At 71.2% G+C, this 19,745-nt stretch carries 15 protein-coding genes and 2 tRNA genes; 10 read left to right on the forward strand and 7 right to left on the reverse strand.

Annotated features, from left to right (window positions below; translation table 11 throughout):
- Positions 1–5: 5 nt before the first annotated feature.
- Genes IEX49_RS09760 through IEX49_RS09770 form a run of 3 tightly spaced genes read right to left on the reverse strand, consistent with a single transcriptional unit; the run spans position 6 to position 4,110 of the window.
- Positions 6–1,538 carry a carboxyl transferase domain-containing protein gene (locus IEX49_RS09760; protein WP_188805982.1) on the reverse strand — a complete coding sequence of 511 codons (1,533 nt, stop codon included), beginning with the start codon at positions 1,536–1,538 and terminating at the stop codon, positions 6–8.
- Positions 1,535–2,710, reverse strand: a complete 1,176-nt coding sequence (locus IEX49_RS09765; protein WP_188805983.1) for a CaiB/BaiF CoA transferase family protein — start codon at positions 2,708–2,710, stop codon at positions 1,535–1,537. Before IEX49_RS09765 ends, IEX49_RS09760 begins: the two co-directional genes overlap by 4 nt.
- A 29-nt stretch (positions 2,711–2,739) precedes the next feature.
- Positions 2,740–4,110, reverse strand: a complete 1,371-nt coding sequence (locus IEX49_RS09770; protein ID WP_188805984.1) for an SLC13 family permease — start codon at positions 4,108–4,110, stop codon at positions 2,740–2,742.
- A 123-nt stretch (positions 4,111–4,233) separates the two neighbouring features.
- Between IEX49_RS09770 and IEX49_RS09775 the strand changes: the two genes are divergently transcribed.
- Positions 4,234–4,947: a FadR/GntR family transcriptional regulator gene (locus IEX49_RS09775; RefSeq protein WP_188805985.1), complete on the forward strand. Its 714-nt coding sequence runs from the start codon at positions 4,234–4,236 to the stop codon at positions 4,945–4,947.
- A gap of 43 nt (positions 4,948–4,990) precedes the next feature.
- Here the strand turns inward: IEX49_RS09775 and IEX49_RS09780 are convergent, their stop codons facing one another.
- Positions 4,991–5,572 carry a hypothetical protein gene (locus IEX49_RS09780; RefSeq protein ID WP_188805986.1) on the reverse strand — a complete coding sequence of 194 codons (582 nt, stop codon included), beginning with the start codon at positions 5,570–5,572 and terminating at the stop codon, positions 4,991–4,993.
- Between the two features lie 373 nt (positions 5,573–5,945).
- Here IEX49_RS09780 and IEX49_RS09785 point away from each other — a divergent pair, with 373 nt between their 5' ends.
- The 6 genes from IEX49_RS09785 (at position 5,946) to IEX49_RS09810 (ending at position 13,565) form a co-directional block, all read left to right on the forward strand.
- On the forward strand, positions 5,946–7,838 hold the full coding sequence (locus tag IEX49_RS09785) for a DEAD/DEAH box helicase (RefSeq protein WP_373286714.1): 1,893 nt from the start codon (positions 5,946–5,948) through the stop codon (positions 7,836–7,838).
- A gap of 101 nt (positions 7,839–7,939) precedes the next feature.
- Positions 7,940–8,011, forward strand: a tRNA-Thr gene (locus IEX49_RS09790).
- 56 nt (positions 8,012–8,067) lie between these two features.
- Positions 8,068–8,141, forward strand: a tRNA-Met gene (locus tag IEX49_RS09795).
- A gap of 153 nt (positions 8,142–8,294) precedes the next feature.
- Positions 8,295–9,704 carry an MFS transporter gene (locus IEX49_RS09800; protein ID WP_188805987.1) on the forward strand — a complete coding sequence of 470 codons (1,410 nt, stop codon included), beginning with the start codon at positions 8,295–8,297 and terminating at the stop codon, positions 9,702–9,704.
- Positions 9,697–11,958, forward strand: a complete 2,262-nt coding sequence (locus IEX49_RS09805) for a molybdopterin oxidoreductase family protein (RefSeq protein ID WP_188805988.1) — start codon at positions 9,697–9,699, stop codon at positions 11,956–11,958. Before IEX49_RS09800 ends, IEX49_RS09805 begins: the two co-directional genes overlap by 8 nt.
- Entirely contained in the window at positions 11,955–13,565 is a 1,611-nt protein-coding gene (locus tag IEX49_RS09810; RefSeq protein WP_188805989.1) for an FAD-dependent oxidoreductase, read from the forward strand. The genes IEX49_RS09805 and IEX49_RS09810 overlap by 4 nt, the downstream gene beginning before the upstream one ends.
- Here the strand turns inward: IEX49_RS09810 and IEX49_RS09815 are convergent.
- Genes IEX49_RS09815 through nirB form a run of 3 tightly spaced genes read right to left on the reverse strand, consistent with a single transcriptional unit; the run spans position 13,537 to position 18,115 of the window.
- The gene (locus tag IEX49_RS09815; RefSeq protein ID WP_188805990.1) at positions 13,537–14,679 is read right to left on the reverse strand and encodes a uroporphyrinogen-III synthase; all 1,143 of its coding nucleotides are present in this window, start codon (positions 14,677–14,679) and stop codon (positions 13,537–13,539) included. The genes IEX49_RS09810 and IEX49_RS09815 overlap by 29 nt on opposite strands.
- Positions 14,676–15,512, reverse strand: a complete 837-nt coding sequence (gene cobA / locus IEX49_RS09820; protein WP_188805991.1) for a uroporphyrinogen-III C-methyltransferase — start codon at positions 15,510–15,512, stop codon at positions 14,676–14,678. The genes IEX49_RS09815 and cobA overlap by 4 nt, the downstream gene beginning before the upstream one ends.
- Positions 15,509–18,115, reverse strand: a complete 2,607-nt coding sequence (gene nirB / locus IEX49_RS09825) for a nitrite reductase large subunit NirB (RefSeq protein WP_188805992.1) — start codon at positions 18,113–18,115, stop codon at positions 15,509–15,511. The genes cobA and nirB overlap by 4 nt, the downstream gene beginning before the upstream one ends.
- A 185-nt stretch (positions 18,116–18,300) precedes the next feature.
- Between nirB and nirD the strand changes: the two genes are divergently transcribed.
- Genes nirD through IEX49_RS09840 form a run of 3 tightly spaced genes read left to right on the forward strand, consistent with a single transcriptional unit; the run spans position 18,301 to position 19,648 of the window.
- Positions 18,301–18,687 carry a nitrite reductase small subunit NirD gene (gene nirD, locus IEX49_RS09830; RefSeq protein ID WP_188805993.1) on the forward strand — a complete coding sequence of 129 codons (387 nt, stop codon included), beginning with the start codon at positions 18,301–18,303 and terminating at the stop codon, positions 18,685–18,687.
- Positions 18,684–19,460, forward strand: a complete 777-nt coding sequence (locus tag IEX49_RS09835) for a sirohydrochlorin chelatase (RefSeq protein ID WP_188805994.1) — start codon at positions 18,684–18,686, stop codon at positions 19,458–19,460. The genes nirD and IEX49_RS09835 overlap by 4 nt, the downstream gene beginning before the upstream one ends.
- Entirely contained in the window at positions 19,409–19,648 is a 240-nt protein-coding gene (locus IEX49_RS09840) for a hypothetical protein (RefSeq protein ID WP_159552438.1), read from the forward strand. Before IEX49_RS09835 ends, IEX49_RS09840 begins: the two co-directional genes overlap by 52 nt.
- The last annotated feature ends 97 nt before the right edge of the window (positions 19,649–19,745 follow it).

The following is a 19,745-nucleotide window of genomic DNA, read 5'->3' on the forward strand; positions in this document are numbered from 1 at the left end:
CCGCGTCAGCAGCCCAGTTGATGGAATCTGGCGGCCCTCAAACCGAGCCGGTCGGCGTCGGGAAGGCAGACCGCCCGTGACAGCTCGTACTCTATGGCCGAGGCCATGGCCGTGCAGAAACCGTGCGGGTCGTGCTCGGCGGGCGGTTCCTCCGGCACCACGTGGTCCACGAGTCCGATCCGGTGCAGTGCGGCGACGTTGACGTCCTGTGCCTCCGCCAGCTCGGGGGCGTGCAGGGTATCCCGGTGCACGATCGCGCTGGCTCCCTCCGGGGGCAGGGGCGAGAGCCACGCATGCTCGGCGGCGATGACCCGGTCGGCGGGCACCAGGGCCAAGGCCCCACCGCCCGCGCCCTGTCCCCAGAGGACGGACACGCTGGGCACCGGGGTCCCGATCAGGTCGGCGAGGGTCCGGGCGATCTCACCGGCCAGCCCGCCCTCCTCGGCCTCGCGGGACAGCTCCGCTCCGGCCGTGTCGATGACGGTGAGCAGGGGCAGTCGCAGCTCCTGGGCCACCTGGACGCCCCGCCGGGCCTGCCGGAGGGAGGCCGGGCCCATCTCCCGCTCCCCGGGGCCAGGCCGCTGGTGCCCGACGACGACGCACGGCTGGGTGCCGAAGCGGGCCAACGCGAGGGTCAGCCCTGGATCGGCCTCGCCCTGCCCCGTGCCGTGCAGGACCACGGCGTCATCGGCGCCCTCCTCCAGCAGGCGCTGCAGGTCAGGCCGTCCGCGGTGGCGGGACCGCTCGATGGAGTGCCAGGTGGAGGTGGTCCCGGGGCCGGCAGCGGCGCTGGCCGGGGCCGGCGTCGGGCAGGCCGGACCGGACCGGCTGGACTGGTTGGACTGGGGCGCCGGGGCGACGATGCGCAGCACCCGGTCGAACAGGTCCGGAAGGTCCTCGGGGGCGGCGACGCCGTCGATGATCCCCCGGCGGTGGAGGTTCTCCGCCGTCTGCACCCCGCTGGGGAACGGCTCTGAGTTGAGGGCCTCGAAGACCCGGGGCCCGAGGAAGCCGAGCAGGGCGCCGGGCTCGGCGAGAGTCACGTGGCCCAGTGACCCCCAGGAGGCCATCACGCCGCCGGTGGTGGGGTGCCGGAGGTAGACCAGGTACGGCAGGCCCCGGTCCTTGTGCCGGTGGATGGCCTGGGTGATGTCCACCATGGACAGGAATGCGGGGGTGCCCTCCTGCATCCTGGTGCCGCCGGAGGCCGGGCAGGCGAGCAGGGGCAGGCCCTCCTCGGTGGCGCGTCGGACGGCGTCAGTGATGCGGCGCGATGCGGCACGGCCGATGGAGCCCGCCAGGAAGCCGAATTCGGAGACGATCACGGCCACCGGTCGGCCGCGGATCAGCCCCCGGCCGGTCGTGACGGACTCGTCGGCTCCGGTGGCGCGGCGAGCCTTCTCCAGCTCGGCGGCGTACCGGGGGCTGGTGGCAGGTTGCTCGGCCGGGCGATCCCATGGCGTGAAGGTCCCCTCGTCCAGCACCAGGGCCAGGAGCTGTGCCGCGGACCGCCGCAGCCTCACCTCGGTGCCGGTCATGCCAGCCACGACCGGATGGCCTCGGCGTCCCGGTCCAGCAGTGGCGGCGCGGTGTGGGTCCGCTTCGTGGTCTCCTGCCCCGAGGCCGCGTCGAAGAACCGCAGCGGGGGGCCGGGGAGGTCGATGCCGCCGAGGAGGGGATGGTCCACCGTGAGGCGCAGGCCCTGGGCCTCGACTTGGTCCCAGGCGTAGACCTCGTCCAGGGACCGCACCTTCCCGGCCGGGATGCCGGCCGCCTCCAGCCGTTCCAGCAGTTCGGCGGGCGGGTGGGTGCTGAAGGCTTGTTCGATCACCTGGATGAGCCGGTCCCGGTGCTCCACCCGCAGCGCGTTCGTGGCGAAGTCCGGGTCCTCGGGATCGAGGCCGACGGTGGTGCAGAACGTCCTCCAGAGCCGCTCGTTGCCGACGCTGATCTGGACGCTTCCGCCCTGGCAGTGGAAGAGGCCGTAGGGGGCGATCGAGGGATGGTGGTTGCCCTGGGCCTGCGGGGTCTGCCCGGCCACGGTCTGGCGGGTCCCCTGGAAGGCGTGGACGCCGACCACCGCGGCGAGCAGTGAGGTCCTCACCACCTGTCCCTTCCCGGTCCGCTCGCGTTCCAGGAGGGCCGCCAGCAGGCCATAGGCCCCGTACATTCCTGAGAGCAGGTCGGCGATCGGGACGCCCACGCGCTGCGGGTCGTCCGGCCCGGACCCGGTGAGGGACATCAGCCCGGCCTCGCCCTGCACGATCTGGTCATAACCGCTGCGGGTGGCCTCGGGGCCGTCATGGCCGAACCCGGTGATGGAGAGGATGACGAGCCGGGGGTTGATCTCGTGCAGGGCCTCCACCGGGAACCCGAGCCGGTCCAGCACACCGGTGCGGAAGTTCTCCAACAGGGCATCGGACCGCCGGACGAGCTCGACCAGGGTGGCCCGGCCGTCCTCGCTCTTGAGGTCCAGGGCGATGGACTCCTTGTTGCGGTTGCAGGAGAGATAGTAGGTGGCCTGGGGGTCGTCCTCCGGGCCCACGAACGGCGGGCCCCAGGACCGGGTGTCGTCGCCGGTGCCGGGGGTTTCGACCTTGATCACCCGCGCGCCGAGGTCGCCGAGCATCATCCCGGCGTGGGGGCCGGCCAGGGCCCGGGTGAGGTCGAGGACGGTGTAGCCGCTGAGCGGTCCTGCGGTGGTGGTCATAGGATTCCTCTCTCCGGGGCGGTGCCGGCTCACATCCATCCGGGGGCCACCATGGTCAGCCAGGCGAGCGGCGGGGCGACGACCACCACGATCGCCCCGTAGGTGAGGATCTGCTTGTAGAAGCGGTCGGAGTCCGTCCCCTCCGGCGCATTCGCGAGCACCAGGGCGCCGTTCGTGGAGAACGGGGACACATCCACCACCGTGGAGGCGACCGCCAGGGCGCAGACGACGCCGATGGCACTGACGGACCCGGAATCGAGGAAGGGGACGGCCAGGGGGATCAGGGCGGCGAGGATGGCGGTGGAGGAGGCGAAGGCGGAGACCACGGCACCGATGTAGCAGATCATCAGGGCGGCGAGCAGCGGCATGCCCATCTGGGCGACGGCGTCGGAGACGTACGTGATGGTCCCGGCCTCCTGGAGCGTGCCGACGAAGGTCAGCATGCCGCAGATCAGCAGCACCGTCGGCCAGCTGATCTTGTTGACCGCTCCCTTCTGGGCCTTCGGCGAGAGCAGCGCGAGGACCACCGCGATGGTGATGGACACGAAGCCGATGTCCACCTGGAAGCCGAGAGCCACCACGGCCAGGGCCACGAGGCCGAGCATGGTGGCGACCTGGGGGAACGTGACCGTCTGCGAGGAGGATGAGGAGGAGGACGGGCCGTCGCCGGCCGGGTCTCGGGGGCCGTACGTCCCACTGCCGGAGCCCTTGAAGTCGACGCCGGCCGCGCGGGCACCCACAGAGGCGTGGAGGCGGGCGTCCGAGACGGACTCGGCGAACTGTGAAACCCGCGTTCCCACGAGGGACCTGCCGCCGAGGACGAGGAACAGAACGACGGCGATGACTGCGTTGAAGATCAGGGAGCTGAGGAACAGGGCCGTCGGGCTGAACGCGAAGCCCGCGTCGGCGATCAGGCCGTTGACGATCACGCCGTAGACGGCGATGGGGGAGAAGCCTCCGGCCTGGGCGCCGTGGACGATCAGCATGCCCATCATCAGGGGGTTGATCTTGTACTTGGCGGCGAAGTTGAGGCCGATGGGGGCCATGATGGCCACCGCGGCCGGGCCGAGCGCGCCCACGGCCGTGATGACCGCGGTGAGGGTGAACATGACCCACGGGATGAGAGCGACCCGGTTGTCCACGAGTTTCACGGCCCGTCTGACCAGCAGGTCGATCGTGCCGTTGTTCTGGGCGATGGCGAAGAGATAGGTGACGCCGACGAGGGTGAGGAAGAGGCCTCCGGGGAAGTTGGCCATGATGTCGTCCGCCTCCATCCCCAGGAAGAGAGCCCCGAGGACGAAGGCGCCTACGAACGCCAACGCGCCCATGTTGATGGGCAGCACGGTGGCGAGGATGAACATGGCGGCCAGGATGATGATCGCGATGATGGGTTCTGACATAGGGATGCCTTCCAGAGGGCGTGTGAGGTGGATCACTCTGCTAGTGGCCTAGCCTCCTAGACTCATGAGCCGGTTGTCAATATGCTGTGACGAACTCACGGACGAGCGCGCGGGAGGTCGCAGATGACGGAACAGGACAGAGGCCACGGGCCGCGCCGTGTCACGCGTGCCCGGCTGTACGAGCAGCTGATGGAGCGGATCCTTGAGTTCATCGACGAGGAGGGTTTGGCGCCCGGCGATCGGCTCCCCTCGGAACGCGACCTGGCCGAACAGTTCGGCGTCTCCCGGGCGACCCTGGCTCAGGCCCTGGTGGCGCTGGAGGTGCTCGGCGTCATCGATGTCCGCCATGGCACCGGCGCAGTGCTGGTCTACCGCCCCAATGCGACGACGCTGCTGCGGCAGTTGAATGACCATCGAAGCCTGCTGCCGGAGATCGTGGAGGCCAGGAGCACTGTCGAGGTCAAGCTCGCGGCCCTGGCGGCCGAGCGACGGACGGAGCAGGACCTGGCGGCAATTGACGCGGCCATCGAGGTGATGGCCGGCGAGATCGAGCAGGGTGGCCGGGGAGTGGGTGGCGACGAGCGGTTCCACGGGGCCATCACCCAGGCTGCGCATTCCGGGGTCTTGGCGCAGATGATGGACTTCTTGAGTGAGAGGATCCGGGAGACCCGCATTGAGTCCCTGGGGCAGCCTGGGCGTCCAGAAGTCTCCCTCGAGGCGCACCGGGCTATTGCGGAGGGCATTCGCCGGGGCGATCCGGACGAGGCGGCCCAGGCGATGCAGCGGCATATCGACGTGGTCTCCGATGTCCCGTTGCTCCGTGACGCCGCGGGCTGATCACCGGCGGCTCAGCAGTTCAGCGGCTCAACATCTCAACATCTCAGCGCAGGAATCGCCGTAGCGGCGGGAACCACAGCAGGGCGGCCCCGGCCAGTAGCACCAGGGCGAGGGTCAAGAGCAGGGGGTGGCCGCGGACGATCAGGGGGACCCCGACGATCACGGCCACGCCGGTCAGCAGGCCGACCGCGCTGCGCCGGGACCGCAGCAGCTGGATGGCGCCGGTGCCGGTGGCAACGGCCAGGACGCCGGCCAGCCCCGCCAGGACGAACTGGCCTGTGGCAGTGGCCTCCGGCGTGGCGAGGTCGAGTCCGCCGGCGGCGCCGGCCGGGGCTTTGAGCCCGGACAGGAGGAAGGCCGTGGCCACCAGGGCGAAGACCGCGGTGGCGATGGCCCACCACCAGCGGGCCACCTTCAAGGTGGTGGGTGTGGCGGCCTGGCGTTCAGCGGCGGCGCGCTGCTCGGCCGCGCGGCGGTCCTCCTGTTCCTGGCGTTCTGCGCGGACGCGTTCGGCGTCGTCCCGGGAGGCATCGAGGAAGGAACGGGTCGCACGGCCTGCGGCACGGGCGAAACGATGGTGGGGCTGTGGGCCAGGGGATTGCGGTCCAGGGGTCTGCTCGGGCACGTGATGAGCCTAACTGTTCGGCCCGATCCCTCCGCCGCCGTGATGCGTTAGACTTGTGGGACCATTCCGGTCAAATCCCCTGTGCATGCCCCGCTGTTGAATACTGCAGCAAGGCATCAAGTTGTGTGGCCCGCTTTCGGCAACGTGTCGGCTGTGCGGGCGGCCGGTCCTTCAACCCCCTTCCGTTCCTCCGCTGCTGAACTGTGCCGCCCCTGCGGCCCGGGACGCCAACGGAACCGGCAGGGCGGGGACCGCCAGGAGAAATGGAACGGGCGTGATGTTGGACCACGCCACGGGGAGCACCGGAGAGAACCAATCCGATGCGTTGCGGCACCCAACCGGCCGCAATCACCGATCCCCGTGAGGAAATACCGTGTCTGAACACGCCCAAAACGAAACCATCCAGAACACCGAGAACGGCGAGAACACCGAGTCGGCAGAGTCGGGTGTCCCCGCGTTCGCTGATCTCGGCATCGATGGCCGCGTCCTCGCCGCCATCTCCGACCTCGGCTATGAGAACCCCTCGCCGATCCAGGCCCAGACCATCCCGCTGCTGCTCAGCGGCCGTGACGTGGTGGGCCTGGCTCAGACCGGCACGGGCAAGACCGCCGCGTTCGCTGTGCCGGCCCTGTCCCGCCTGGCCGAGACCGCTGACGTCAACGGCCCGGCCAGCACCCCGCAGATCCTCGTGCTGGCCCCGACCCGCGAGCTGGCCCTGCAGGTTGCCGAGGCCTTCACCACCTATGCCAAGCACATCAAGGGCGTGACCGTGCTCCCCGTGTACGGCGGTGCCCCGTACGGCCCCCAGCTCTCCGGCCTGCGCCGTGGCGCCCAGGTGGTCGTCGGCACCCCGGGTCGCGTGATCGATCACCTGTCCAAGGGATCCCTGGACCTGTCCAACCTGCAGTACATGGTCCTGGACGAGGCCGACGAGATGCTCCGCATGGGCTTCGCCGAGGAAGTGGACCAGATCCTGTCCGCCACCCCGGACCAGAAGCAGACCGCGCTGTTCTCCGCCACCATGCCGCGCGCCATCCAACGGATCTCCGGCAAGTACCTCAACAACCCCGTCGAGGTCACGGTCGCCGCGAAGAACACCACGGCCGGTAACATCCGCCAGCGCTTCATGCAGGTCACCCACCAGTGGAAGCTCGAGGCGATGACCCGCATCCTCGAGACCGAGGAGCACGACGGCGTGATCGCCTTCGTCCGCACCCGCAACGCCACCGAGGAGCTCACCACCAAGCTCAACGCCCGCGGCTTCCGCGCCGCCGCCATCTCCGGCGACATCGCGCAGAACCAGCGTGAGAAGACCGTGGAGAACCTGCGTGCCGGCCGGGTGGACATCCTGGTGGCCACGGACGTGGCCGCCCGCGGCCTGGACGTGGAGCGCATCAGCCACGTGTTCAACTACGACATCCCGCATGACACGGAGTCCTACGTGCACCGCATCGGCCGCACCGGCCGCGCCGGACGCTCGGGCAACGCCGTGCTGTTCATGACGCCGCGGGAGAAGTACCTGCTGCGCGCCATCGAGAAGGCCACCCGCCAGACCGTGGAGCAGATGCCCATGCCGTCCGTGGCGGACGTCAACAAGACCCGAATGGGCCGCTTCAGCGCCCAGATCACCGAGACCCTTTCCGAGGGCGACCTGGACGTCTTCCGTGAGCTCATCGACTCCTACGTGGCGGAGAACGACGTCACCGCCGAGGACGTGGCTGCGGCCCTGGCCAAGATGGCCCAGGGCGGCCGGCCGCTGCTGACCGAGGAGCAGGACATGCCCCCGGCCCGGATGGACCGCGGCGGCCGGGACGACCGCTCCGAGCGGGACGGCCGCGGCTCCCGCGGCCCGCAGCGCGGCCCGGCTGAGGGCAATGCCACCTACCGGATCGCTCTGGGCCGTCAGGACCGCGTGCAGCCGGGCAACATCGTGGGCGCCCTGGCCAACGAGGCCGGGCTGAAGTCGAGCCAGATCGGCCACATCGACATCCGCTCCAACCACGCCCTCGTGGAGCTGCCGGCGGACCTGACCAGTCAGCAGTGGGATGCCTTGGGCAACACCACCATCAACGGCCGCCCGATCGAGATCCAGAAGGATACCGGCCGTCCGACGAACGCCGAGCGCGAGGGCAAGCCCTTCCGCTCCGGTGGCAGCGGCTACAAGGGTGGCCACAAGGGCGGCTACGGCGGTCACAAGGGTGGCGGCAAGGGTGGATTCAAGGGCGGTCGGAAGTCCTTCGAGAAGCCCTCGCGCGACCGGTACTGACGGATACTGACCGGTAATTGGTCGGTGAAAACCGGCCGAACGACCGTGGAACCACCTCGATTTCATTCGTGCGGAAATCGCTGGTAGAGTTTCACGTCGTTGCCCCGATAGCTCAGTGGTAGAGCGCAGTCTTGGTAAGACTGAGGTCCCGGGATCGATTCCCGGTCGGGGCTCTGAATGAGAGCCCGTGCGTTGCGAGATGTCGCGGCCACGGGCTGACTCATTCCATGGCGGCGTAGCTCAGCTGGTTAGAGCGCACGACTCATAATCGTGAGGTCGGGGGATCGAGTCCCCCCGCCGCTACGGAACAGGACCTGGACCCTCGGCGAGGATCCGGGTCCTCTTTCGTCTCACCGTGTTTTCTCACCCTGTTCCCGGCACCCGGTGAGATTCCTTTTCCCTCGCGGAAATCTCCCGGCGACGCTGACGGAAACACCCACTTGGCAGGGTGGCGCCATGGCCATCACCCGCACAGCAGCCAGCACGGACCCCACCACTGACACGGCCGAGGCGCCGCCCACGGACCGGCTCGTGCTGGGCCCGGGCCGCTGGATCAGCAACTGGCAGCCGGAACACCCGGAGTTCTGGAACGGCCCCGGACGGCCGGCCGCCCGGCGCAACCTCCACTGGTCCGTGTTCTGCGAGTTCCTCGGGTTCGCCGTCTGGCAGCTCTGGTCCGTCACGGTCGTCTTCCTGCCCGCCGCCGGCTTCGACCTCAGTACCTCACAGCAGTTCTGGCTCGTCTCCCTGCCGCCGCTCGTCGGGGCGGTGCTGCGGGTGCCCTACAGCTTCACCGTGGCCCTGTTCGGCGGCCGCAACTGGACCGTCATCTCCGCGCTGCTGCTCTTGATCCCGACGACGGCCCTCGCCCTCGCGCTGTCCACCCCCGAGACCCCGGTGTGGGTGCTCTACGTCGTGGCCGCCCTCGCCGGCTTCGGCGGCGGCAACTTCGCCAGCTCCATGGCCAACATCACCTTCTTCTTCCCGGCCCGGGAGAAGGGGGCCGCCCTCGGGCTCAATGCGGCCGGCGGCAACATTGGCGTGGCGGTGGCCCAGTTCCTCGTTCCCCTCGCCGTCACCCTGCTGGCCTTCGGGACCTTCAGTCCGAACCTGCCCATGGCCGGACTGATCTGGATCCCGTTCATCCTGCTCGCCGCCTGGGGCGCGCACCGCTACATGCACAACCTGTCCCATGCTCGCAACGACCTCAAGGGCTCCCTGTCCACCCTGCGTGAGCCCCACCTGTGGCTGATCGCCGTGATCTACATCGGGACCTTCGGATCGTTCATGGGCTTCGGCTCTGTGTTCCCCACCCTCATCTCGCTCATGTTCCCGGCGTTCACGAGCCTGGACCTCTGGGGCGCCGCCATCTCGATGGCCTTCCTGGGGCCGCTCGTCGGCTCCCTGGCCCGGCCTCTCGGCGGCAGGCTGGCCGACCGTCGCGGCGGGGCCCGCGTCACCCTAGGCTGCTTCATCGCGATGTCAGCCGTGACCGCCGCTGTGGTGCTCACCCTGCCGTGGCAGAACTTCTGGCTCTACCTGGGCCTGTTCCTGGCGTTGTTCACCCTCACCGGCATCGCCAACGGCTCCAGTTACCGGATGATCCCGCTGGTCTTCCGCCTGACCGTCCCCACCGGGGACCCGGTCGGCCATGAACGCAAAGCCTCCGCCGCCCTGGGCCTGATCGGGGCCGTCGGGGGCTTCGGCGGCTTCCTGATCCCGCAGGTGCTCAGGGCCTCGCACAGCGCGAACGGGTCCTTCGACGCGGCCTTCTGGGTCCTCGCCGCCCTGTACCTGGGACTGGCCGTGTTCACCTACCTCGTCTACCGCCGCCCCGGCACGGCACTGGCCCGCGCCAATGTCTGAGCTGGCCACCCCCGCGCCCATCTCCGCGCCGACCCCTGCAGCCACAGCCACCCGCACCCACTGCCCGTACTGCGCGCTCCAGTGCGCGATGACCCTGACGCTCGAGCCCAGCCCCGCCACCAGCCCCTCCACCAATCCCGTCACCGTCACGGGCGCCGAGTTCCCGACCAACCGTGGCCGGCTCTGCCGCAAGGGCGCCACCTCCGCCGCCCTGCTGGGGGACCGCCCGGACCGGCTCACCACCCCGCTGATCCGGGACGGCGCCTCTCTTGGCAGAGCGAACCGGGACAGTGCACCCCTGCGCGAAGCCACCTGGGACGAGGCTCTAGACCTCGTGGCCTCCCGGATCACGGCCCTCCAGCAGAGCCACGGCCGGGACGCCATCGGGGTCTTCGGCTCGGGCTCGTTGACCAACGAGAAGGCCTACACGCTGGGCAAGTTCGCCCGGACCGCGCTGCGCACCTCCCGGATCGACTACAACGGGCGGTTCTGCATGGCCTCCGCCGCCAAGGCCGCCACCGAGGTCCTCGGCTTGGACCGGGGCCTGCCGTTCCCGCTGACGGACCTGGACGCGGCCTGCACCGTGCTGCTCCTGGGATCCAACGTGGCGGACACCATGCCGCCCTTCGTCCAGCACCTGGAGAGAGCCCGAAGTCACGGCGGACTGATCGTGGTGGACCCCCGCCGCTCGGCCACCGCGCAGCTCACCGGGGACGGCGCCGGGCACCACCTCGCCCCGGCTCCCGGCGGGGATCTGCCGCTTTTGCTGTCCGTGGCCCACGTCCTCCTCGCCGAGGGACTCGCGGACGAGGACTACCTGTCCCGCCGGACCACCGGACTGGCGTCGTTCCGCCGGTCCGTCGCCGACTGGTGGCCGGAACGGAGCCAGAGCGTCTCCGGGATCTCGGCCGGGCGCATCCGCTGGCTGGCGAGGCACCTGGCGGCGGCCGCCCGCGCGTCGAAGGCAGGTGGGGACCCGGTCTTCATCCTTACCGGCCGCGGCGTGGAACAGCACCGGGACGGGACGGACACCGCCAAGGCAGCCATCAGTCTGGCCCTGCTCCTCGGCCTGCCCGGAACCCGGCACGGCGGCTACGGCACCCTCACGGGTCAGGGCAACGGCCAGGGCGGACGGGAGATGGGCCAGAAGGCGGACCAGCTGCCCGGCCTGCGCTCCATCACCGACCCGGCCGACCGCGAGGCCACGGCCCGGCACTGGGGCATCCCGGCGGACGCCTTGCCCGGACCCGGCCTGCCGGCCACCCAGCTGCTCCATACCCTCGGGACGGAGCACGGCGTGAAGGCCCTGCTGGTACACGGTGCCAACGTGGCGGTCTCTGCCCCGGACGTCCAGCACGTCGAGGAGGGGCTGCGGGCCCTGGACCTGCTGGTGGTCTGCGACTTCTTCCGGTCCGAGACGGCGGAGTTCGCGGACGTCGTCCTGCCGGTCCTGCAGTGGGCGGAGGAGGACGGCACCCTGACCAACCTCGAGGGCCGCCTGCTGCGCCGCTCCCGGGCCGTGGACGGACCGAGGGGGGCCCGCTCGGAGCTCTGGATCCTCGCGGAGCTCGCCCGCCGCCTGGGCAGCACCGTGCCGCTGGTTTCGGAACCCGCCGAGGTCTTCGAGGAGATCCGCCGGGTCACGGCCGGCGCCCGGGCGGATTACGCCGGCGTGGCCTGGGACCGTCTCGGCGAGGTCGCCGCCTACTGGCCCCTGGACGAACACGCCCCCGGCACCCACCCCGGCCCACCGGAGATCACCGTCAGCGGCGAACCGGTGATCGGCACCCCCCGGGTCTTCACGGAGTCCTTCGGCCACCCGGACGGCCGGGCCCATCTGGGGCCGATCCATGTCCGAGATCCGCAGCCTCCCTCGGCCCAGGGGCTCACCCTGACCACCGGGCGGCTGATGGAGCACTACCAGTCTGGGGCCCAGACGCGCCGGGTGCCGGACCTGCTCGGCATGCACCCCGAGGCCACCGTCAGCGTCCACCCCGCCACGGCCGTCGGGCTCCGGCTCGTCGAGGGCGCCCACGCCGAGCTGCGCAGTACGTCGGGGAGCATGCAGGCCCGCGTGGTGTTCGATTCCGGCCTGCGCACCGACACGGTGTTCGTCCCCTTCCACTTCGCCGGCCGGGGCGCCGCGAACCGGCTGACGGCCGGTCTCTTGGATCCCCTGAGCCAGATGCCGGAGTTCAAGAACACCCCCGTGACCCTGCACCCTGCGCCATCCGTGGACGGGGCACGGTCATGAGCGGGCCCCTGCGGATCGTCGTGGTGGGTGGCGGGCCGGTGGCGGCCCGGCTCATCCAGGAGTTGCGCCCAGCCCTGGAGGCGGGTGCGGCCCACGTGACCGTCCTGGGGGAGGAGCCCGTCCCGGCGTACCAGCGGATCCGCCTGGGGGACGTGGCCAGCGGCCGGGTCGATGGTGCCGCGCTGGCCCTGCTCGACGTGCAGGACGAGGAGCTGGCCGGCGTCGTGGTCCGTTGTGGGGTCAGGGTGGTGGCCCTCGACCGTGACCGGAAGACGGTGCTTCTCGACAGAACCTCGGGAACCCCTGGCCCCTCAGTTCCCTATGACCGGCTGGTGCTGGCGACCGGCGCCCACGCCGTCATCCCGGACTTCCCGGTCTCCGGCACCGTGGGACGGGGCATCTCCGTCCCGGCCCACGGCGACGGAGACCATCCGGTCGGCGTCATGGCGCTGCGGGACCTGGGCGAGGCCCGGCGCCTGCACCAGGCGGTCCGGGACGCCGAGCCGGTGGTGGTGCTCGGTGGCGGCGTCCTCGGTGTGGAGGCGGCCCTGGCGCTCGCCGAAGTCGGTGCCGCGGTCACCCTGCTGCACCGCGGCCACGTCCCCCTGGGAGGTCAACTCGATCCCGACTCCGGCCGGCTGCTGCTGCGCCAGCTCCTCGCCGCCGGCATCCAGGTCCGGCCGGACTGCGGGGTGCAGGAACTCGTGGTCGCCGCCCGCGCACAGGACCGGGCCACAGTGCACGACGGCGTCCCCCACCTCACCGCGATCCGCACCACCCAGGGGCGCCGGATCCCGGCCGCATTGCTGGTGGCGTGCACGGGGGTTCGCCCCCGTGACGAGCTCGCCGCGGCCGCCGGACTGGACACACTGCCCCGCGGCGGGATCGTGGTGGACCGGAACGGACGCTGCCCGGATGATCCCTCCGTCTTCGCGGTGGGCGATTGCGCCGCGGTCCTGGGGTCCCGGCCGAGTGGACTCATCGGGCCTGGGTGGGACCAGGCCCGTGCCGCCGCCGGCGCCTTCCTGGCCGAGGCTGGCGTCCCGGCCGCGGTGGAACGCGATGCCGCTGGCCGTCCCGTCCTCACGCCCACTCCAACCCCCACTCCCGCCCCCACCGGCCGCCTGGACCCCATCGTGGTGAAGTCCCACACGCTGTCCGTGGCCTGCGCGGGTGATCTCACGGCAGACCCGTGGGACCCGCAGGGCCCGAGCGTGTCCACCTGGGCGGACCCGGAGGCGGGACAGTACCTGCGTATCGTCACGCAGGGGACCCGGTTGCTGGGGTTCGTGTCCATCGGCCTGCCCCGCTCGGCGGCGGAACTCTCGAGGCACGCCCTCACCGGAACCCTGCCCGTGGCGGACCGCTCCGCGTTGCTGGCAATGGAGCACGCCGCCGCGGACCGCGAGCTGGGACCGGAGGACGTACTGTGCCGGTGTTCGGGGGCCACGGCCGGACAGGTCCACGAGGCGGCCGTGGAGTGCGCCACCGTGGACGAGGTCGGCGGCCGCTGCGGTGCGGGAACCGGCTGCGGGACGTGCCGGGGCCGGATCGAGGAGCTGCTGGCGGGACCGCCGGTCAGACAGCCAGCCGGTAGCCTCGCTTGACCACGGTGGCCACCAGCCCCGGAACCGGCAACTGCTGGCGCAGCCGCCAGACCAGCATCTCCAGGGCATGCTCGGATTCGCACTGGCGCAGGGCCTCCAGCAGGTGCCCGCGAGAGAGGACCGCTCCCTGGGCGTCCACCAGTTCACGGAGCAGGGCCATCGGCCCCGGGGCAAGCTGAACGGGATCGGCCGCGTGATCCACCAGGTGCACCTGCGCACCGCGGATCTCCACGGGCCCCCACTGGGTCCGGATGCGCAGGACCTGTTGCTGCTCCAAGTGATCGCACACCAACCGGATCATCGCCCCGAGGCGCCACCGTGAGGGAATCAGCGGTTGGAGTCCGGCCTCGTGCAGCGGCCCGGCGGTGACCTTCCCGACGACGGCCGTCGCCACATCCGTCCGCAACGCCTCGAGGAGGGGGTCCAGCCGGCCGTACTGCTGCGCGACGGCGAGGAAGGCCTCCACTGCCGGGGCCGCGGTGAAGGTGAGCACATCGAGCTGGCGGTCGATGGCGGCCTCGATCATCCGCAGGAGCGCCGAGTCCTCCGCGGGCCGGGCCCACGTGTAGGGCATCACCGTCAGCACGCGGGCACCGGCCCTCTCCAGCCGGGCGACCTGGTGATGGTCCAGCATCCCGTGCAGCTGGAACGCCACGGTGCGACCGGACAGGTTCCGGGCCAGGAGCAGGTCCACCACGGATGCCGTTCGCTCGTCCTCGGGTGAGCCGACGTCGTCGAGCCCGGCGGCTCGGACGGCACCGCGGGCCTTGGCACCCCGGACGAGGATGGCGGCGGCTGCGAGGGTGCGGTGCAGGTCCGTGCCGAGGCCGTAGGCGTCCGCGGCCTCCATCCACCGGCGCATCCCGTACGCCGTGGTGATGACGGCGTAGTCCGGCAGGGCCCCGATGACACGGCGGGTGTCCCGGTGCAGGGTCACGGACTCGGTCAGCGGGGCGATCCGCAGGGCCGGGGCGTGCATCACCTCGGCCCCACGGCGCTCGAAGGCGCTGATGAGCTCCTCGCTGCGACGGTCCGAGGTGACGCCGATCCGGAAGCCGGCGAGCGTCGGGGGCAGGACCGGCGCCACGGAGGTCACGGTGGCCGGCTCGCTCATGCGTTGTCCACAAGGTCGGTCAGCCCAGTGAACCCCGCCAAACCTGTCAGCCCGGACCAAGGCAGTTCCGCCCCGGCGGCCAGCCGCACCACCTCGCCGATGACCAGCACGGCCGGTGAGGCGATGCCCTCCACCGCCGAGGCCAGCAGGATCTGGTCTATCGGAGCCAGACAGACCCGCTGCTGAGGGGTGCAGCCACGTTCCACAAGACCTGCCGGGGTCCGGGCATCCAACCCGTGCCGCATCAGGCCGGCGGCGGTGTGGCCCAGGGTGCCGATGCCCATGAGCACCACCACCGTCCCGCCTTGCCTGCCCAGCTGGGCCAGCCCGGCCAATTCCTCCTCGCTGAGGGGATCGTGGCCGGAGACGACCGTGAAGGACTTGCTGATCCCGCGGGCCGTGACGGGGATCCCCGCCGCGGCCGGCACGGACACGGCGGACGTGATGCCGGGGACCACGGTCACGGGCACCCCGGCCTGCTCACAGGCGGCGGCCTCCTCGCTGCCGCGGCCGAACACGAAGGGGTCCCCGCCCTTGAGGCGGACCACGCGCAGCCCGGCCAGCGCCGAGGCCACGAGCAGCCGGTTGATCTCCGGCTGCGGCACCTTGTGGTGCCCGGGCCGCTTGCCGACGTCCTCCAGCCGGGCCCGGGGGGCCCAGACGGCCAGGTCCTCGGTCGGGGCCAGCCGGTCGAAGTACACGACGTCGGCCTGCCGCAGCAGGCGCAACGCCCGCACCGTCAGCAGGTCGGCCGCACCCGGGCCACCGCCGACGAGGGCCACGCTGCCGGGGGCGAACTCCGTCTCCGTCGCCGTACCCGTTGCCGGGCTCATCGCTGGCCTCCCCGCACCGGGATCCGGGGGCCGGCCACCACGACGGGGCCGGCCTCTGGTTCGCCCGGTGCGTCCGGCGCGTTGACGAAGCCGCGGAACCGGCGCAGCCGTTCGGGGTCCTCGAGGGTCGCCGCCCACTCGTCCCGGTAGGTCTCCAGGTGCTCGGCCACGACCTGCTCCAGGTCAGCGGCGATCCCAAGGGTGTCCTTGACCACCACATCGTGGACGTGGTCGAGACCCCCGGGCAGTTCCTCCATCCACCGGGCGGTGCGCTGGAGCCGTTCGGCGGTGCGGATGTAGTAGACCACGTACCGGTCGATATACCGCAGCAGCGTCTCATCGTCGAGGTCCTTGGCCAGCAGCTGGGCGTGGGCCGGGGTGGCGCCGCCATTGCCGCCCACGTACATGTTCCAGCCCTCACTCGTGGCGATGACGCCGACGTCCTTGCCGCGCGCCTCGGCACACTCGCGGGCGCAGCCGGAGACCCCGAACTTCATCTTGTGGGGGGAGCGCAGGCCCCGGTACCGCTCCTCGAGCGTGATGGCCATGGCTACCGAGTCCTGCACGCCGAAGCGGCACCACGTGGAGCCCACGCAGGACTTCACGTTGCGCAATGCCTTGCCGTAGGCCTGGCCGGACTCGAACCCGGCCGCCACCAGGCGCTCCCAGATGCCCGGCAGCTGATCCAGGCGGGCCCCGAACAGGTCGATCCGCTGGGCGCCGGTGATCTTGGTGTAGAGCCCGTAGTCCCCGGCGACCTCGGCGATCACGGCGAGCTTGGCGGGCGTGATCTCGCCGGCCGGGATGCGGGGAACCACCGAGTAGGTACCGTCCTTCTGCATGTTCGCCAGGGCGCGGTCATTGGTGTCCTGCAGGCCGCCGCGGTCCCCGCCGAGGATGTACTCCCCATGGAGCGTGGCCAGTACCGAGGCCGCCACTGGCTTGCAGAGGTCACAGCCGAGGTTCACGGACGGGTCCGCCGGGGTGCCGAAACGGGCGACGATCTCGCTGAACGTGGTCAGCCGCGTGGTGCGGACGGCCTCGAACATCTCGGACCGGGACAGGGCGAAGTGCTCACACAGCGCCGTGGAGACCTCCATGCCCAGCTCGGCCATCTGCTGCTCCATGACCTTCTGGGCCGCAGGAAGACAGGAACCACACTGGGTCCCGACGCCGGTACACGCCTTGAGTGCCCCGAGGTCCGGACACCCGCCGCACACGGCGGCGCGCAGATCGCCGGCACTGACGTCCCGGCAGGAGCAGATCTGGGCGTCGTCCGGCATCTGCAGGTCCACGGGCGCCCCGTTACCGGCGGCGGACAGGAAGGCCCCGGCCTCCCCGGGAAGCTCCCGCCCCAGCAGCGGCCGCAAGGACGCGTAGGGGGCCGCATCGCCCACGAAGATCCCCCCGAGCAGCGTGCGGGCATCCTCGGAGACCACGAGCTTCTGGTAGAGGCCACCGGTGGGGTCCGCGTAGACGACCTCGAGGGCGCCGGGGGCTGAAGCGAAGCCGTCGCCGAAGCTGGCCACGTCCAGCCCGGAGAGCTTGAGCTTGGCCGCCGTGTCGAAGCCGGGAAACGTGCCGGTCCCGCCGCACAGCCGATCGGCGACCACCTCAGCCATCGTGTTGGCCGGTGCCACCAGGCCCATGCACTCGCCTTCGAAACTGGCGGCCTCGCCGATGGCCCATACGTGCGGCGCCGAGGTGGCGCACCGCTCGTCGATGGCGAACCCGCCCCGTGGACCGAGCTCGAGGATCCCTGCCCCGAGCTCGTCCCGCGCCGTGATCCCCGTGGCCGCCACCACCAGGTCCACCTCCAGGTCCTCGCCGGAGGGGAAGCGCAGGAGCTCTCCCCGGGTCGTCCTCTCGAGGGCGCTTGGGCGTTCGCCGAGCCTCAGGACGTATCCCTGACCGCGCAGCAGCCGGTTCAGCGTCCGTCCGCCGAACTCGTCCAGCTGGGCGTTCATGACCCAGGTCCGGGAGTGGACCACGGTGACGTCCGCGCCGAGCACCCGCAACCCGCCGGCGGCCTCCAGGCCCAACAGGCCGCCGCCGATCACCGCCGCGCGTGGCGTGCGCCCGAGCCGCTCGGCCAGGTCCGCCACGTGCTCCCGCAACCGGTCCACGTCCTCGATGGTCCGGTAGACGGTCATGTCCTCGGCTCCGCGGATCGCCGGCCGGGCGGCGTCACTGCCGGTGGCCAGGACGAGCTCGTCCCAGGAGAGGACGGATTCGTCTCCGGCGGCCTTCCCGGTGCTGCCGACCGTGAGGGCCGTGAGGGTCCGCGCCTCGGGGTCGATCCCGGTGACCCGGCAGCCGATATGCAGCTCGAGGCGGGCGTCCCCGGTGGGCAGGGGCTCCAGGGCCAGTGCGTCCTGGGGATCCGTGAACCGCCGGGACAGCGCCACCCGGTCATAGGGTGCCCAGGGCTCCTCGGCGAAGACCTCGATCCGGAGGTCATCCCCGCTGCGGGCCAACAGGGCCTCGACCAGCCGATGGGCAGCCGGGCCGCCGCCGATCACGGCGATCGTCCTGGCGGTCGGCCGCTCAGTGGATCGCCCGGTGGTTCGCCCAGAGGGTTGCTGGTCGGGTTGCACGGTCATGAGTCCATCCCCTTGCGTCGTAGGCCATTCACGCTAGGAGCCAGCGGTTTCCCGGCCGTGTCCCTCGTGTAACGGCTGCATGACGTGGGTCTCACACCGGTGGCCGGGGGCGGGGAGAGCACAACGTTGCACGCGCGAAACATCCCGCGAGACTCATGGAAACAACCGATTCCTACGGTGGGTCCATGACACTCACCGCTGTGTACCCCGAAATTCACGCCTCCACTGACTCCGCTACGAACTGGCAGCCGGTCTGCCTGCTCGAGGCGCTCGAGCCCCTGTGGGCGGAGGCGGCCCTCGTGGACCACGAGCAGGTCGCCGTGGTGCGGTTGCCCTCGGACGAGGTTGTCGCCGTCTCACATTGGGATCCGTACGCGAAGGCACACGTGATGGCCCGCGGGATCGTCGGCTCGCGGGGCGGCCGTCCCACCCTGACCTCGCCCCTGCACAAGCAGGTCTACGACCTGGCCACGGGGGAGTGCCTCACCGATCCGGCGCTGAGACTGGCCACTTTTCCCGTGCGGGTGCGGGACGGGATCGTCGCCGTCGGATGCCATGAGCAGGCCGCATGACGGAGCAGAGTCATGACCAACCCCTCACCCTCGTCGCCGTCTCGCACGGGACCGCGGACCCGGTGGGACAGGCGCGGATCGCCGCCCTCGCCCGGGCCGTCCGGCAGCAGGCCGAAGCCGAGGTCGAGGTCCTGCTGACGCACGTGGACGTCCAGACGCCGCAGGTGGGGGAGGTCCTGGTGGGCCTGCCGGCGGACCGGAGCGCCGTCGTCGTGCCCCTGCTGTTGTCCGGCGGCTACCACGTCAAGGTGGACCTCCGGGAGGCCGCCCAGGGGATTCCCGTGGCCCCCGCGCTGGGTCCGGACGAGCTCCTCGTCGACCTGCTCGCGCGCCGGGCCGTGGACGCCGGCTTCGTGCGCGGGTACCACCAGGTGGTCCTCGGCGCGGCCGGATCCACCGACGCCGGCGCCGTCGCCGACTGCCGCGACGTCGCGTACCGCCTGGCCGAACGGCTCGGCACGCCCGTGGCCGAGGCCTACCTCTCGGCCGCGCAGCCCCGGGTCGCGGCCGCCGTCGGGAACCTGTGTGTTCGGGAACCTCGACGGCCGGTTCTGGTGCTGAGCTACCTCATGGCGCCCGGATACTTCCAGTCGCTGCTGGTCTCCGAGGCCGCCGCTGCAGGGGCCGAGGCCACCACGATTCCGCTGCTGGGGCAGGCCGGCCCGGTGCCCGAAGAGCTCGTGGATCTCGTGTTGAGGCGATTCAGGGATACGGTGGACCGGTGTTCAATCCCTGGGACAACGGCTCGAAGGCCTATCGCATCACCCTGCTGACCGGCACGGGACTCATCCTGCTCGGCATCGTGCTGGCGCTGATCGGCGGCGGGGTGCAGGTCCAGCCCATCCAGTGGGCCGCGATCGGCCTCATCGGCTTCGGACTCGTCACCCACCTCGTGGCGCAGGTGCTGCGCGCGCGGGACGCCCAGCGCCGCCACCGGCAGGCGCGGCAGGCCGGACGCTAGTCCCGTCACCGTCCGCTGGCCCAGCGTTCACCCGGTGGACTCCTGGCGGCCACGGAAGGAGGGGGCGCGGGGGATTGGATGGTGAGGTCCCCTCCCG

It is taken from the genome of Citricoccus zhacaiensis (assembly GCF_014645315.1).
In the GTDB taxonomy this organism is placed as follows: Bacteria; Actinomycetota; Actinomycetes; order Actinomycetales; family Micrococcaceae; genus Citricoccus; species Citricoccus zhacaiensis.